Below are 14,598 nucleotides of genomic sequence, written 5' to 3'. Positions count from 1 at the left end.
GACAGAATGTCGATCGCTCGACCACTCCGGTTCGACAGCATTGACTAAGGGCGGCTTCGGCCGCCCTTTTTTTATTCGAGATGAAGCCGATCAGCGCTTCTCGTCGAGTGAGCGCGACACCAGGATGACGGGAATGAGGCCCGCCGCAATGATGATCATCGCGGCCACGGACGCGTCCTGCGCCATGCCGCGCGAGGCATCTTCGTAGACGAGGGTGGCGAGCGTATTGAAGTTGAAGGGCCTGAGCAGGATCGTTGCCGAAAGCTCTTTCAGCGTCTCGATGAACACCAGTAGGGCAGCCGTCAAAACCGCCGGTCGCAGGTTTGGCAGAAGCACCTGCCGGAGCGTCTGCAGACCCGATCGACCAAGCGTCCGGGCCGCCATGTCCAGATGCGGTGAGAGCTTCTGGAAGCCCGCATCGACGGTCCCCTCGGCCATGGTCAGGAAGCGCACGGTATAGGCATAGACAATGGCAAAGCCCGTGCCCGAGAGCAGAAGGCCAGTCGAAATACCGAAGCTCTGGCGCAGCCAGCCATCCAGCGCATTGTCGAAGGCCGCAAGCGGGATCAGTACGCCGATGCCGAGCACGGTGCCGGGAATGCCGTAGCCGAGGGCGGCCAGCCGTCCGGCCCCCTTGGCGAGACGCGAGCGATCAGTGCGTGCGGCATAGGACAAGACAAAGGCCAGAACCACCGTGATCAGCGCCGCCGCGGACGAGACCAGCGTCGAATGCCAGAGCGCGTCCAGGAGGCGCGGTTCGAGAAAATCCTCGACACGCCGCAGGGCAAATCCACCGAGCACGAAGACGGGCACGAAGAAGCCGATCAGGATCGGGACGGTGCAGAAGAGCACGGCCAACGCCGCCTTCATTCCGGTCAGCCGAAGCCGCACCGCATCCGGCACGACGGCTGTTGTCTTGTGGCTCGTGAAACGCTGACGTCGCCGCGCCATGCGCTCGACGATCAGCAGACCCGCAACGATCACCAGCATCACGCAGGCAATCTGCGCCGCACCGGCAAGGCTGCCCCGATTGAGCCAGGTGTCGTAGACCGAGAAGGTCAGCGTCTGCACGCCGAGATATTCCACCGCACCGATATCGTTCAGCGTCTCCATCATCACCAGCGTCAGGCCGATCATGATGGCTGGCCGCGCCATCGGCACCTGGATGCGGGCAAAGACCCGCAAGGGGCTGGAGCCGAGCGTGCGGGCCACATCCGCTGCCGCGCGGCCCTGCATCAGGAACATCGAGCGGCAGGCGAGATAGACGTAAGGGTAAAGCACCGCGGACATGACCAGCACGGCACCCGAAAGCGACTTCACGTCGAAGAAACTGTACTCGCGGGACGAGGTGTAGCCGAACAGCGCTCGATATCCGGTCTGCACTGGCCCTGTGAAATCGAGAAATTCGCCGAAAGCATAGGCTGCCAGATAGGATGGAATGGCCAGCGGCAGCACCAGCGCCGGAGAGAGGAGCCGCCGCAGCGGAAACTCGCAAGCCGCGACCAGCCAGGCACTCCCGATGCCGACAACAGCCGTGACGATCCCGGTGAATAGCAGAAGCCAGAAGGTGCGGATCCCGGCCCGAGGGATGACATTCGTCATCATGTGCCGCCAGTTCTCAGGGTCCGCCGAAAAGCCGATGACGAAGATGGCGACGATAGGCATGGAGACGATCGCGGCAGCAATCAGTGCGGCGATGGTCGCCGTACCAATCCGCTTTCCGGCGGGTGCACCGGAGGAAATGGCGGGGTGGGCTGTGCCCGGGCGCGGGAGTGTGGACAAGCGTTCGGCCCTTGCAAATGCGGGAATGGCTTTCCTCTAGCCGAAAGCGGCAGCGATGGAAACCTGCCGGAAGGTCACGCCTGTCTTACCTGCGCAGGACCGCCAGACTTTCGCCAATCAGCCGAAGCCCGAGCGCGCCGATCACGGCTCCCGCCAGCCGGTCGACCCAGAGCTTTCCGTTGAGATAGGCGCGCTGCGACCGCGGCGCTGAAAATGCGATCGCGACCACGGCGTACCATCCGGCTTCAATCAGCAGGATCAGGGGAGGCAGGGAGAGAACGAGCGCCAGGGGCGGTTCCTGCGGCATGAGCGCGGCGAAGATGCTGGCATAGACCACGGCGGTCTTCGGATTGCTGACCTGGGTGACGAGACCGAGAACGAGCGCGCGCGGCACACTGAGCGGGCCGCGTCCATTGGCAGAGGCAAGCTCAATCGGTTCACGTGCGCCACGCCAGATGGCGATGCCGAGATAGACCAGGTAGAGCCCGCCGGCGCATTTGAGAACAAGATAGAGCCACTCGACCTTTTCCAGAAGCGCAACGAGACCGGCCAGTGCCAGGACGGCGAAGAACGCCCCGCCAAGGCCCATGCCGATTGCCGCCGCGAGGCCATGCAGGCGGGAATTCCCCACCGATATGCGCGACACAAGCACGAAGCTCGGGCCGGGACTCATCGCGCCGATCCCGATCGCGATCATGATGCCGAGGAGAACGCTGAAGGTTGTCATGCCGATATCGTCTCCGCCCGTGGTCCGCTTGAATAAGGTCAGAGGCTATTGGGCGCAACGCGCGCTGGCAAGTCGTCTGCAACGGTCGGTCACGCCAGGACTAATCCTCACAAGCTGCGCGCCATCTGCACAGGATCTGCAAACACCGTCTGCATTCTGCGCCCATGACCTCACTCCGCAACGATCCCGATTTCCCCGTCCCCCGCTTGCCGGCTCGCCTCATTCGCGAGGGCTGGTGGCTCGTGGATGAACCACCGCATCCGCACCCCGATCATCCAGAAGCAGCGTCCAAATGCGCGTCCCTCAGCCTCCCATCGAAAGAACACAGGAGCACAATGTGCCGAACAGTCATTCCCTTCTCCCGCGATTGAAGGGGCATCTCGCTCCTCTCCTGCTTGTCGGCTTGGTCGTTTCCGCAGACTTCCTGTTCTTCCGCCAGGAGCCCGGCATCAATCGCTTCGTGTTCTGCCTGCTGCTTGTGGCCTCCATCGTGCAGGTGGCGCGAGTGGTCAGCCCGACGAGAGTGGTGCGTTTCGCCTTGCTGACGCTTCTATGCACGCTCCCGATGATCGAAGCCGCAACGCTTTCGTCGCGGATTGTATCGGCCTTTGCGATCACCCTGCTGGCGCTGGCGGCGGCAGGTCTGCTGCCGCGGTTGCCCTCCGCCATTCCCGCCGTCCTGGCGAGGTTCACACTGGCGATCCCGCTTCGAACCATCCGTGGCACGGGACGGCTGATGACGGCCGGAACGATCCCGGCAACCGCCCGCGGCATCGGCACTGAGCTTCGCTTCTGGGTCTTGCCGCTGGCGCTCGGCACCATTTTCGTCGGTCTCTTCGCTGGCGCCAATCCCCTGATTGAGCGCGCCCTTCATGCGATCGACCTCGCGGCGCTCCTGTCCTACATCAACATCCAGCGCATCTTCCTCTGGCTGGTGATGGCCGTCATGGTCTGGGTGCTCCTGCGCCCGAAGCTCGCCCGTCGCTGCTACCGCAACCGCGCTGACAAAGACATCCGCATCGGCAGCGCCTCGCATATCAGCGAGCCCGTCGTGCTCCGGGCGCTTCTGCTCTTCAACCTGCTTTTCGCCATCCAGACCGTTCTGGACGCGGCCTATCTCTGGGGCGGTCTCGACCTGCCGGAGGGCATGTCCCATGCCCAATACGCCCATCGCGGCGCCTATCCGCTGGTGGTCACGGCGCTGCTCGCCGCCCTCTTCGTGCTGGTGGCCATTGGGCGCGGCGAAGATGGCGCCCGCGCGCGCCTGATCCGGGGCCTGGTCTATCTCTGGATCGGCCAGAACATCCTGCTCTGCATTTCAGCGATTCTGCGGCTCGACCTCTATGTCGAAGCCTTTTCGCTGACCGGCATGCGCGTGGCCGCAGGCCTCTGGATGCTTCTGGTCGCTATTGGCCTTGCCCTGATCATGATGCGGATCCTCTTCAACAAGAGCAACCTCTGGCTCTTTGCGACGAACGGCGCGAGCCTGCTCGTGGTGCTCTACGGGGTGGCCGTCACCGATATTCCAGCCCTAGTCGCAAGCTACAATGTCGAGCATTCCAGCGATCTGGATGGTGGCGGCGTGTGGCTCGATGATTACTATCTGCGCTCCCTCGGTCCGACGGCCCTCCCGGCGATCGATTTCTATCTCGAACGCGCTTCGTTTCACCACATTCCCCAATTCAAGCTGGCGCGCATGAAAGCACTGCGCAGCGACCTTCTCTTCGATTTCAAGATCCGCTCGCGCGATTGGCGCAGCTGGACATGGCGGGCCCAGAGGCTCGAAAATTACCTCGCCAGGTTCGGGACGGCAGATTAAGAGCATGAGGTCAGGCAGACGGAAGACGCGGGGAGGGGACGGAGACATGCAGCAGATAATGGTGGTCGACGACGAGCCGCATATCCGCGATGTCATCTGCTTTGCCATTGAGCGCGCCGGTATGCGGCCCGTCGTCGCCCGGTCGGGCCAGGAAGCTCTCACTGCCTTTCGTCGCGCCCGTCCCGATCTCGTCGTGCTCGACGTTGGTCTGCCGGACATTGACGGCCTCGAGGTCTGCCGGGAAATCCGCAAGACCTCCGCCCTGCCGATCCTGTTCCTGTCGGCGCGCGACGAGGAGATCGATCGCATCCTCGGTCTTGAAATGGGCGGCGACGATTATGTGACGAAGCCCTTCAGCCCGCGCGAACTGATCGCCCGCATCAAGGCTATTCTCAAGCGCACAGGGACGGGCAATGGCGCCGCCGACGCTTCCGCAGTGCTCACTGTGGGTGAGGTCGTGCTCGATCGGGCAGGGCGAACGGTTCATCTGGCCGGTTGCGCTCTCCAGGTGACGGCCCTCGAATTCGCCATCCTTGACGCCCTGATGACCAGGCCTGCCATGGTCTTCACCCGCGAGCAGCTGATGCAGGCGGCCTACGATCCCGGCGTCCATGTCTCCGACCGCACCATCGACAGCCACATCCGCAACATTCGCGCCAAAGCCGCCGAAGTTACCGCCCAGCCGGTCATTGCGACCGTGCACGGGGTCGGCTTCCGCTTTCACCAGGCCGGTGCCACATCATGACATCACGCCTGATCATCATTCCCAAATGGCGTCCACCGCTGGCGCTTGTCATCTATTCCGTCCTGTTGACGGTGATGGCTCTTCCCGTCCTCCTGCTGGCCTGGTTTCGCCCGGCGGCACTCGATGTGAAACCTCTGAGCATCACGGAGCTCGGAGCCCTTTGCGTCGTCCTCGCCTTCACCATGGTCATCGGCTACGTGCTCGTCCGTGCAATCAAGGCCCCGCTCGATGCCCTCGTCGCGCGCAGCCGGGAGATTGCTCTCGATGGTCGCGAAGCCATCCGCCCGCTCGAAAGTTATGGCACCCGAGAGGTTGCCACGCTTTCCCAAGGCATTTTCGATCTCGCTTGCGATCTGGTCGAGCGAACGGACTATGTCCGAACCTTCGCCGCCCATGTCTCCCATGAACTTAAGTCGCCGCTGACCGCCATCGCCGGTGCGGCAGAACTGTTGCGGGAGAGCGAGACGGACAGCGAGCCGATGACGCCAGCGCAGCGGCGCCTGTTTCTCGACAATATCGTCTCCGACGCTCGCCGCCTTGATCGTTTGCTGATCCGCCTGCGCGAGCTGGCCCATGCCGAGACGCCCGTTGCCGGCGGCAGTTCGCAGCTTTCCGGCGTCGTCGCGACACTCACTGGCCGCTTCCCGGATCTGCAGATTGTCGACGACGGAGCCGGATCATGGTCGATCCCCTTGCCGGTCGAGGCGACAACGATCGCTTTGGCGAACCTGGCGGAAAACGCGCTCCAGCACGGTGCGACACGCCTGACCCTCACCCTGAGGGAAGACGCGGGCGGGCTTTGTCTCCGCATCGAAGACAATGGATCCGGTATTCCCATGGAGAGTGCAGACGCCATCTTCCGCCCCTTCTTCACAACCCGCGCAGAGGAGGGCGGAACGGGCATGGGGCTCCGGATCGTCGAGGCAGTCCTTGCCGCCCACGGAGCGACGATCCGCCTCGATCCGGCGTATCGAAACGGCGCTGCCTTCGAAATCAGGATGCCACGCGACGCCTGATATGCGCCGCCCGCACAGACCTCAATCGGCCAGCACGCGCGGCGAGGGGAAGGTCACCTCGACCAATGTGCCTTCGTTCGGCGTCGAGGAGATCGCAAACTGTGCCCGGTTCGCATCGACCATGGCCTTGGTGAGCGGCAGGCCAAGACCCGTGCCGTCGCCACGATTGCGCGGCGTGCCGGTCGAGACCTGGCGGAACGGCTTCATCGCCTGCTCCAGCTCGCTACGCGACATGCCGATGCCTGTGTCACGGATCCGGAGCACCACGCTGCCGTTCGGTTCATAAGCGGACGACACGATGATCTGCCCGCCGGACGGCGTGAAGCGGATCGCGTTGGCGAGAATATTGAGCACGATCTGCTTGATCGAGCGGCCATCGGCCACGACGTTCGGAACGGCCTGCGACAAAGCCGTGCGGATGATCACGCGCTGGCTGTTCGCCTGCGGCTGCACGATCGACACCGCCGCCTGCACCATCTCGTTCAAGCCCACGGAGGAGAAGTCGAGCTCCATCTCCCCGGCTTCGATTTTCGAGATGTCCAAGAGGTCGTTGACGATGTCGAGCACGTGGCGGCCAGAGCGCACGATGTCATGGGCATATTCGCCGTAGCGCGGATGACCGACCGGGCCGAAATGCTCGTTCGCCATCATGTCGGCAAAGCCGATGATCGCGTTGAGCGGCGTGCGGATCTCGTGGCTGACACGGGCGAGGAAGTCGGTCTTGTGCGCGTTTGCCGTCTCGGCCGCTCGCTTGGCATTGCGCAATTCTTCTTCAGTGCGTTTCCACTGGGTGATGTCACGGATGACGGCGCAGTAACCGTTCGACGAGTTCAGGCGCCCGATCGTCATGAACAGCGGCAGGAAGCCACCGGAGGCCTCGCGGCCGATCACTTCACGCCCGTCGTTCAAGACGCTTGCAACACCATGACCGGAAAGCCCGTTCAGATAGTCGAGGATCGACTTCTGGCTTTCATGGGCAAACAGCATGACAAACGGCTTGCCGCGCGTTTCCATGTCGTCGAAGTTGAACAGCGCGCTTGCCGCCCGGTTCATCGAGCGGATATCGCCATCGGCATCGAGGATGACGACGCCATCGGTCGCCGTCTCCAGGATCGAGCGCAGCTCGTCCACTTCCACCTTGAGGCGGGCGACTTCCACTGTCTGGACCGGCGCCGTGACAGGCGCTGGTGTGACCGCTGCCGGCTCGGCATCCGGCTCCGGTTGCGTCTGCAGTTCCGGCTGGGCGATCAGCGCCAGCATCAGCGCGCTCGTTTCCTCGAAACGCACCGACTGCAGTCGGGCAGTGACCGGCAACAGGCGATCATCGGCACAGAGTGCCACAACCTGACCCGCCTCGTCGCCGGGTGTTTCGAGATCACGGCGCTGTATCAGCGTGTCGAGACCACCGGCCTCGTCGAGCTCGGCAAGTGTCTTGTAGCCGGTGAGGCTGAAGAATTCAGGATTGGCATGGATCAGCCGGTCGCCGACATGGACGAGCAGCGCCACGGGCATCAGGTCAATGATCTCGGCCGTCAGACTACGCTCGCGCTTGCCCGTCGGCCGCTCAATCTGCGGTTCCGGCAAAGTCGGCTCGACTGCGGCAATCGGGGCGGCAGGCGTTGCCGGCGGTTCGGGTGCCTTCGCGACCGGAGCGGTCGGCTCAGTGCGCAAGACGGGTGGTTCCGACGCCGTCAGCGACTGTTCCACCTTGGCGCGGAGCCCCAGCGGATCGAGCTTGCGCGCGATTTCCTGGAAGGCCGCCTGCTCGCCGGGCGTCAGGCTGTCGCGCTGGCGCTGACGATGATCCTGCAATTGCACCACCTTGTCCGGCATGGCAGGCTTGCGCGGTTCCATGACCCGGAGCACCGGCGGCTCGAAGCCGGCAGGCCTCGGAGCGGGTTCGTCGGCTTGGTGCGTCGGCGCGGCTTCGATGTCGTCTTCAGAATCAGGCTCCAGGTCGTCGCCGCTGTCTTCCGCGTCGTCCACCAGGGCGTCGAGCCTCTGCTCACCAGCTTCTGCAACCTGTTCCTCGACGAAGTCTTCCGGCGGATGGTTCTCGCCTTCGCTGAGCTCGCTCAAGAATTCGGCGAGCTCTTCAGCCCGTTCGCTGTCGGTCAAAGGCACTTCGTCCGACAACTCGTCGTCCGAAACCTCCGGCTCGACGAAAGTCATGCCGATCGCATCGGGATCCTCCTGCGCATCCGCGACGCGCACGATGCCGAAGCCACGGAAACCGTCAAAATCGCGATTGCGCGTATAGGTCGGCAGGGCCGCGAGATCGACGGGAACGACGAGCGTTGTTCCTTCGACCGGCCAGTAGATCGTCTTGCCCGACCACGTGTCGCGCTTCTTCAGCAACTCGCCGATCTTGCCCTCGGGATCGAGGTTGAAGAGAGCGGCGAGATCCGAGAAGGCAACCCCGTTGATATCGGCCGCGCGCGGGCCGACGGCCTGGGCAAACTCGGAGGAGACCTCACTGAAGCGGCCTTCCGAATCGATTTTCCAGACGAAACGGGTCGCGCGCCGGTCCTGGCTGAAGATGAAGCGCTCGGCCTCTGCCACAGGTTCAGGCGTTACTGGTGGGACCGCGAGGCGAGGGGCGGGCACCGTCTCGGCGACCGGAGCGAGTTCCTCTGCAACAACGTCAACAGTAACAGATGCGTCCTCGCTCAGCGTCTCCGGGCTCTCCGTCGGCTCGACCGAAACGCTCTCGAGCTCAGGCTCGACGAAATCATCAGCCTCTTCCGACGCTTCTTCCTCAGCAGCATCGATCTCGTCCAGATCGTCCGTTCCGGCCTCGATTTCCTCGATGTCGCCGATCGCCGCCATCACGCTCTCGAATGGCACGGCCGGCGAGGGCATGTCTTCGTCCTGGGCTGGAGCTTCCGCTTCGCTCTCATCGGCAGACTGTATGTCGAGATCTTCGGCCGACGGCGCGCTGACGTCATCCGCAACCGTATCGTCGGCGCGGACCGGCTCGGCCACTGCGATCGGAAGGTCTTCATCCGCGTCGCTCGAAAAGTCGTCGCTCGGGTCCATCTGACCGAGGATCGTTTCGACCGTGAACAGGAGATGCAGGCCGGGTTCATCGGCGATCTTGCCGATTGCGGCCGGCAGATAGCCGCGGCCGGTCGGGATCGGACGCTTCACCAACCGGTCGGCATCGGCTTCGACAAGGTTCACCAGCATACGCGCCGTCTGAGGCGTAATGCCAAGGCCGGCAAAACCTTCGGAGCTCGCGACCAGACCGCCGTCGCCGTCGAGGACGGCCATATGCGTGTCGGGATCGTCGAAGCCGCTCATCAATTCGAGAGCAAGCTGGCGCAAGCTGCCATCGGTCCGCTTGAGCGGCGGCACGGCGAGCAGGATCGTCGGCTCGCCCTTGCGGATTTCCACGCATTCCGCGACCGCCGTCACCGGCACCTTCTGGAAACCGGAGCTGATGCGCAGCATCAGGCTGCGGGTATCGCCCACCGCCACCAGCTGCTGGGTCGCTGTTTCGATTTGCCGGAAGGTGATGTCGCCGCGATTGGGACCTTCCTCGAGAAAGTCGTAGATGGACTGAGCGCCGAAGAAGCGCGCACCCGCCCCATTGCACCAGAGCACCCGCTCCAGACGCGGCGCAAACAGCACGAGCGCCTCGCCGCGCGCCAGGCGCGGTCGTATGAGGTCGTGCACGGCGACGTCGATAAACGGATATTGAGCGGGCATTTCGGGACCTGTCACTTCATGGCCTGCAAGCAAATTAACAGATTTTTAATAGCTAGGCAGTGCCTTTGGGTCCAGAAAGTGGGGCGCCTTTCGGTTGATAAGGTTAATCCGGCCGGATTATCAACATGCAGAAAATCTAATTGTGCAGCGCACAATGATATTGCAATGCACAATACCCGGTGCTATATAGGGTTCATGAATGAAACATGAGGGGTCACCAAGGATCCCGCGACAAGAGGAAATGCGCCATGAACACCAAGGATATCTTCTCTTTCTCCTCCTTCGATCCTTCGAAGATGCAGGAAAGCTTCCGTGACTTCGCCGAAAAGGGTGCAGCCCAGTCGAAGGAAGCCTATGCCAAGATGAAGTCTGCCACGGAAGAAGCCACGAAGACCGTGGAAGCCACCGTCCAGACGGCCCAGGCCGGCACCGTCGAACTCGGCCTCAAGGCCATCGACGCCATGCGCACCAATGCTGACCTTTCGCTGTCCCACATGGAAGCGCTTCTCGGCGTGAAGTCGGTTGCCGAGCTCGTTGAGCTGCAGACCGCTTTCATCCGCAAGCAGGCTGAAGTGACGATCGAACAGGCCAAGGCCATCCAGGAAACCGCCAAGAAGGTTGCCGACACGATGACGAAGCCTGGCAAGGAAGCCGCCGAAAAGGTCATGTCCTCGCTCAAGGTTGCCTGATCGCCTGACGCGAGTTCAGAAATCCTCCCAAGGATCTCGGGCCGGGCGCATAGCCCGGCCTTTTCCTTATCCCGAGCCTTTTCACGCAATGCGCAGAAAGGGCTTGAAAAAAAATCCATCTGCTCGTATGTGACCCCTCGACGGCGTCAGCGACGCGGTCATGTGCGGTTGTAGCTCAGTTGGTTAGAGCGCAGGTTTGTGGCACCTGAGGTCGGAGGTTCGAGACCCCCCAACCGTACCATTCTCTCCCAAAGCCCAAATATGTCATTGGCCTATCCCCGCAATTGCGTGCGTTTGCAGCTTTGCGGCGCAACGATCAATTAAAATTCGATCCTTTGCGTTTACCCGAAAACAAGGGTTCGGGCACTTCCCGCTTTCTGGCAGCCCTGTTTGATGCTCTGACTGTCCCGAACAATGGGAGAGCCGATGGAGCGTCGAAACGAGCAGCGTTCGCAGTGCGAGATGGATGCCCTGGTGCTGTTGTACGGGTGCCATTTCCAGGCATCCATATCCGACTGGAGCCAAACCGGCTTGCGACTGGTCCTCAGCGATGGCTTGAGGCTGGAGGAGGCCGAAGCCTTCATCCTGCATGGCAACGCATTCGGCGTCTTGCATGGCGAAGTCATCTGGTCTGAAGACGGTCAGATCGGCGCCCGAATTCGCAACGCCAGATCTGCCGCTGTCATGCAGCGGCTCGCGCCACAGCTCACCACCCTCATGCCTGCATGATGGCCGAAGACCGGTTGTCTCGGTTCATCGCCACAAGGGCTGTCAGAACAGCCTCCTGAAACGCCAGGATTTCTCCTCCAGCGCGCTCATGCGGACAGCCGAGCGATGTCAACTCGGCGCCGAGCGAACGGCATAGTGATATCCAGTAGCGGTCGGCGCTTGCCCCATTCAGGCGATCCAGCGCCTGTGCGGCCTGATGCACCAGATCCTTCCGGTGCATCAGTGGAAAGAAGTTGAGGGAACACGGTGGTTGGGCGTGTTGATCTGCCTGCAAGGGGAGCTCCATCGGTGCAAGGTTTATGCGTCATGCATGCGACTGCGACACGGTGGGCAACAAAGACTCGCTTTCATTAGAACTTAATAAAAGGCAAATTTGATTGTCAACTTCGGTTGACATATTTCCCCAAGGATTAAGGTGCCTTGGAATGATCTCGTCAGGGATTGCAAAGCTGACAGTTAGTGGGGTCGGCCAAGGCTTCCGGGGAAAGCTCTTGCTTCTCCTCCGCGTCGCAGGACACGCAGCCATAGACATCGCGCCGCGGCAGGGATGTCAGGCTGCCACAGAGGCTGCAGGGCAGGCCGTATTCGGTCCGCACCTTGCCCCAGCCCGGATGGCAGCAGGTGGCGCAAGGTGTGGCCAGCCGAGATGCCAACTGCGCACCGAGCGCGCCGATCACCTCCATCCGGCGTGGGTTCATGAAGGCCCGCATGTCGGTTTCGAGATGCGCCATGCCCTGGGTGGAGAGCCTGACGGCTGCCGAGATCGCATTCTCCAGTTCCCGGTCGTCACGGATGCCCTTTGCCACCGGTTCGGCCAGCCGGCCCACAGGCGCGACGATGACACCCTGTCCGGGATAGGCGATCCGTTCGAGGAAGGCTCGGGCATCCGCAATCGAGGCTGTCTGGCAATGGCCGAAGGTCGGACGGTCGTCGATCGCCATTTCGGCGATCTCGTAACCCTGCTCGCGATCGATAAACAGGATCAACTCGCGGCCAGCCGCGAGAAACGGGATGGTCGGGTGAGGCCCGTAAGCGCCTTCGCTGGCGATCGCCGCCGGTAGCCCTGTTTCCTGCATCGCAGCCACCGCCTTGGCTCTGGCGGCCTCCAGCATCGAGCCGGCCCGGGGGCGATCGCGGGTGAAGGTGCCGAACTGGTCCGTGTCGAGGCTCGATGGCAGCACAAGCTCTATGCCGATGGCAGCCAAGGGCGGAATCAATACCTGCTCCTTGCCATGCATCGTTGCCATGGCCACCCGCCTTGGGGGCGTCATGCCCGAACCGGTCTTCACATCCTTCATCCAGTTTCCTCGTTTCCCCTGCACATCCGCCATTGGGCGCATAGGAGCGAGTTTGAAAAATTCATTGTTCGCGGGCCATCGTTCCATTTTCTAGAACGTCGTTGTATCCAGCAAACGAAAAACCCCGCCACGGGACCGTAGCGGGGTTCAAACTTCGGCGACGGCTGCAGAGGCCTCAGACCCGCGTGACTTCCTTCACCCAGCCATGCGCATCGACAACCGAGCCGCGCTGGATGCCGGTAAGCTGGTTGCGCAGCTTTTCCGTTTCGATCCCCGTGCCGGCATTGCCGATGACGAATTCGCCGCCCGGATGGCGCACGGTGCCGATCGCGGCAACGACGGCAGCCGTGCCGCAGGCAAAGGCCTCACGCAGCTTGCCGCTGCGGGCATCCGCCATCCATTCGTCGAAGGAATAGGGACGCTCGACAACCTTTAGCCCATTGTCGTTGGCAAGCTTGATGATCGAGTTGCGCGTGATGCCGGGCAGGATCGTGCCCGAGAGCGGCGGCGTGACCACGGTGTTGTCGTCCATGACGAAGAAGACGTTCATGCCACCCAGCTCTTCGATCCACTTGTGCTCGGCGGCATCGAGGAAGACGACCTGGTCGCATCCGCGGCTGGCGGCTTCCTTCTGGGCGAGGAGGCTTGCCGCATAGTTGCCGCCGCACTTGGCAGCACCCGTGCCACCGGGAGCGGCGCGCGTGTAGTGTTCGCTGACCCACAGGGTCACCGGCTTGCTGCCGCCCTTGAAATAGGGGCCAACCGGCGAGGCGATGACGCAGAAGATGTATTCGCGTGAAGGCCGGACGCCGAGGAAGGCTTCGCTCGCAAACATGAAGGGGCGCAGATAAAGGCTGCCTTCGCCTTCCGGAACCCACTTTGCGTCGATCTTCACCAGTTCCTCGACCGCCTTGAGGAACAGCTCTTCCGGCACGTCAGGCATCGCCATGCGCTCGGCCGACCTGTTGAAGCGGCGGGCATTTTCTTCCGGGCGGAAAAGCGTGATGCGGCCATCGGCAGCCTTGTAGGCCTTCATGCCTTCGAAGATTTCTTGGGCGTAGTGCAGAACGCTTGCGGCCGGATCGACCTGGAACGGCTTGCGGGCCGTGACCTCCGGGCTGTGCCAGCCCTTGTCGACATGCCAATGCACGACCGCCATGTGGTCGGTGAACAGCGTACCGAAGCCCAGATTTTCAAAAGCCGCGAGCCGCTCGGCTTCCGGCATGGGCGCGGCATTCGGAACGATCTGGAAGTCGAGAAGTGCGGTATTCGTGGTCATAGAGAGCCTGTGCCTGAGCTGTTCACGGTTGCGCTGGCCACGCCGATGAAACGGTCGCGGCCGGTGCCGTCGTTTGTGCGGTTTGATCCAGGTTTGTCAACAGAAACCGTGCGATCGCGTTGCAGCAAAACGCTTGGTCTGCAGGGCCGGGAGCCAGTTTAGCCTGTCACGAGCCCAAACAGGAACCAGACGCCGGCAAGCGAGATGGCAGCGCCTAAGCCTTGCACCAGCCGCCCGCCGCCGATCGGCTTCAGCGCCGCGCCGATCGCAATCCCGATCACATGGATCACGCCGGTCGAGACCACGAAGCCGACAGTGAAGGCTGCGGGGTCGCTGGCGCGGGGTGCCAACACGCCGTGTGGATAGCCATGCATCAGCGCAAAGGCTGCAATCAGCACCAGCGCCGCCCATTCCGGCGCCCGCCAGGCGGCCGCAATCGCACCGCCAAGTACGATGACCGAAACGGCAATCCCGTATTCGATCGGCTGGTCCGGCAGGACGCCGGTCATGCCGATGATCCCGCCCACGCACATGATCATCGGGAAGGTGGCCGGCAGCGTCCAGACCGAGCGCCCGCCCATCTGCGCGCCCCAGAGACCGACGGCGAGCATGGCAAGCAGATGGTCGAAACCGGCGAGCGGATGCCCGAAACCCGAGCCGAACCCGCCGAGCGGCCCGTCCATCACATGGGCACTGGCCGGCACGGCGGAGAGGAGTGCAAGCAGAAAGGCGGGAAGGCCGAGATGAAGCGAGGGCTGGCGCATGTGAGTGTCCATGGGTGATGAGATCGGCGCAGTCTATCT

General features: G+C 62.7%; 12 protein-coding genes and 1 tRNA gene. 6 read left to right on the top strand and 7 right to left on the bottom strand.

Annotated elements, in window-relative coordinates; genetic code table 11:
• Positions 1 to 90: 90 nt before the first annotated feature.
• Both AC02Y0_RS15085 and AC02Y0_RS15080 read right to left on the bottom strand, forming a co-directional pair.
• The gene (locus tag AC02Y0_RS15085; protein ID WP_476384050.1) at positions 91 to 1,665 is read right to left on the bottom strand and encodes an ABC transporter permease; all 1,575 of its coding nucleotides are present in this window, start codon (positions 1,663 to 1,665) and stop codon (positions 91 to 93) included.
• A gap of 202 nt (positions 1,666 to 1,867) precedes the next feature.
• Positions 1,868 to 2,509 carry a LysE family translocator gene (locus tag AC02Y0_RS15080; protein WP_476379703.1) on the bottom strand — a complete coding sequence of 214 codons (642 nt, stop codon included), beginning with the start codon at positions 2,507 to 2,509 and terminating at the stop codon, positions 1,868 to 1,870.
• A 337-nt stretch (positions 2,510 to 2,846) separates the two neighbouring features.
• Between AC02Y0_RS15080 and AC02Y0_RS15075 the strand changes: the two genes are divergently transcribed.
• Genes AC02Y0_RS15075 through AC02Y0_RS15065 form a run of 3 tightly spaced genes read left to right on the top strand, consistent with a single transcriptional unit; the run spans position 2,847 to position 6,089 of the window.
• On the top strand, positions 2,847 to 4,328 hold the full coding sequence (locus AC02Y0_RS15075; RefSeq protein WP_476379701.1) for a DUF4153 domain-containing protein: 1,482 nt from the start codon (positions 2,847 to 2,849) through the stop codon (positions 4,326 to 4,328).
• Positions 4,329 to 4,374: 46 nt separating this feature from the next.
• The gene (locus AC02Y0_RS15070) at positions 4,375 to 5,073 is read left to right on the top strand and encodes a response regulator (protein WP_476379699.1); all 699 of its coding nucleotides are present in this window, start codon (positions 4,375 to 4,377) and stop codon (positions 5,071 to 5,073) included.
• On the top strand, positions 5,070 to 6,089 hold the full coding sequence (locus AC02Y0_RS15065; RefSeq protein WP_476379697.1) for a sensor histidine kinase: 1,020 nt from the start codon (positions 5,070 to 5,072) through the stop codon (positions 6,087 to 6,089). Before AC02Y0_RS15070 ends, AC02Y0_RS15065 begins: the two co-directional genes overlap by 4 nt.
• A gap of 21 nt (positions 6,090 to 6,110) precedes the next feature.
• Here the strand turns inward: AC02Y0_RS15065 and AC02Y0_RS15060 are convergent, their stop codons facing one another.
• The gene (locus AC02Y0_RS15060; RefSeq protein ID WP_476379694.1) at positions 6,111 to 9,800 is read right to left on the bottom strand and encodes an ATP-binding protein; all 3,690 of its coding nucleotides are present in this window, start codon (positions 9,798 to 9,800) and stop codon (positions 6,111 to 6,113) included.
• A gap of 248 nt (positions 9,801 to 10,048) precedes the next feature.
• Between AC02Y0_RS15060 and AC02Y0_RS15055 the strand changes: the two genes are divergently transcribed.
• The 3 genes from AC02Y0_RS15055 to AC02Y0_RS15045 all read left to right on the top strand — a co-directional run bounded on the left by AC02Y0_RS15055 (position 10,049) and on the right by AC02Y0_RS15045 (position 11,218).
• The gene (locus AC02Y0_RS15055) at positions 10,049 to 10,489 is read left to right on the top strand and encodes a phasin (RefSeq protein WP_102019213.1); all 441 of its coding nucleotides are present in this window, start codon (positions 10,049 to 10,051) and stop codon (positions 10,487 to 10,489) included.
• Positions 10,490 to 10,653: 164 nt separating this feature from the next.
• Positions 10,654 to 10,730: transfer RNA gene (locus AC02Y0_RS15050), tRNA-His, on the top strand.
• 185 nt (positions 10,731 to 10,915) lie between these two features.
• A complete protein-coding gene (locus AC02Y0_RS15045; RefSeq protein ID WP_476379692.1) occupies positions 10,916 to 11,218 on the top strand; it encodes a PilZ domain-containing protein in 303 nt (100 codons plus the stop codon).
• Here AC02Y0_RS15045 and AC02Y0_RS15040 read toward each other — a convergent pair.
• The 4 genes from AC02Y0_RS15040 to AC02Y0_RS15025 all read right to left on the bottom strand — a co-directional run bounded on the left by AC02Y0_RS15040 (position 11,205) and on the right by AC02Y0_RS15025 (position 14,559).
• Positions 11,205 to 11,420, bottom strand: a complete 216-nt coding sequence (locus AC02Y0_RS15040; protein WP_476379690.1) for a DUF6074 family protein — start codon at positions 11,418 to 11,420, stop codon at positions 11,205 to 11,207. The genes AC02Y0_RS15045 and AC02Y0_RS15040 overlap by 14 nt on opposite strands.
• 232 nt (positions 11,421 to 11,652) lie before the next feature.
• The gene (locus AC02Y0_RS15035; RefSeq protein WP_476379689.1) at positions 11,653 to 12,516 is read right to left on the bottom strand and encodes a DUF6671 family protein; all 864 of its coding nucleotides are present in this window, start codon (positions 12,514 to 12,516) and stop codon (positions 11,653 to 11,655) included.
• A 175-nt stretch (positions 12,517 to 12,691) separates the two neighbouring features.
• Entirely contained in the window at positions 12,692 to 13,795 is a 1,104-nt protein-coding gene (locus AC02Y0_RS15030; RefSeq protein ID WP_476379687.1) for a branched-chain amino acid aminotransferase, read from the bottom strand.
• Positions 13,796 to 13,953: 158 nt separating this feature from the next.
• Positions 13,954 to 14,559 carry a HupE/UreJ family protein gene (locus AC02Y0_RS15025; protein WP_476379686.1) on the bottom strand — a complete coding sequence of 202 codons (606 nt, stop codon included), beginning with the start codon at positions 14,557 to 14,559 and terminating at the stop codon, positions 13,954 to 13,956.
• Positions 14,560 to 14,598 lie beyond the last annotated feature (39 nt).

It is taken from the genome of Allorhizobium sp. nf9_anc (genome assembly GCF_056323085.1).
The sequence above is the reverse complement of the archived record's forward strand: the minus strand, read 5'-3'. Positions and strand labels throughout refer to the sequence as shown.

Excerpts from the sequence above, each read along its gene's own strand:
- AC02Y0_RS15085 (WP_476384050.1), bottom strand. The coding sequence starts at position 1,665 with ATGCCTATCGTCGCCATCTTCGTCATCGGCTTTTCGGCGGACCCTGAG.
- AC02Y0_RS15080 (WP_476379703.1), bottom strand. The coding sequence starts at position 2,509 with ATGACAACCTTCAGCGTTCTCCTCGGCATCATGATCGCGATCGGGATC.
- AC02Y0_RS15070 (WP_476379699.1), top strand. The coding sequence starts at position 4,375 with ATGCAGCAGATAATGGTGGTCGACGACGAGCCGCATATCCGCGATGTC.
- AC02Y0_RS15065 (WP_476379697.1), top strand. The coding sequence starts at position 5,070 with ATGACATCACGCCTGATCATCATTCCCAAATGGCGTCCACCGCTGGCG.
- AC02Y0_RS15060 (WP_476379694.1), bottom strand. The coding sequence starts at position 9,800 with ATGCCCGCTCAATATCCGTTTATCGACGTCGCCGTGCACGACCTCATA.
- AC02Y0_RS15055 (WP_102019213.1), top strand. The coding sequence starts at position 10,049 with ATGAACACCAAGGATATCTTCTCTTTCTCCTCCTTCGATCCTTCGAAG.
- AC02Y0_RS15045 (WP_476379692.1), top strand. The coding sequence starts at position 10,916 with ATGGAGCGTCGAAACGAGCAGCGTTCGCAGTGCGAGATGGATGCCCTG.
- AC02Y0_RS15035 (WP_476379689.1), bottom strand. The coding sequence starts at position 12,516 with ATGAAGGATGTGAAGACCGGTTCGGGCATGACGCCCCCAAGGCGGGTG.
- AC02Y0_RS15030 (WP_476379687.1), bottom strand. The coding sequence starts at position 13,795 with ATGACCACGAATACCGCACTTCTCGACTTCCAGATCGTTCCGAATGCC.
- AC02Y0_RS15025 (WP_476379686.1), bottom strand. The coding sequence starts at position 14,559 with ATGCGCCAGCCCTCGCTTCATCTCGGCCTTCCCGCCTTTCTGCTTGCA.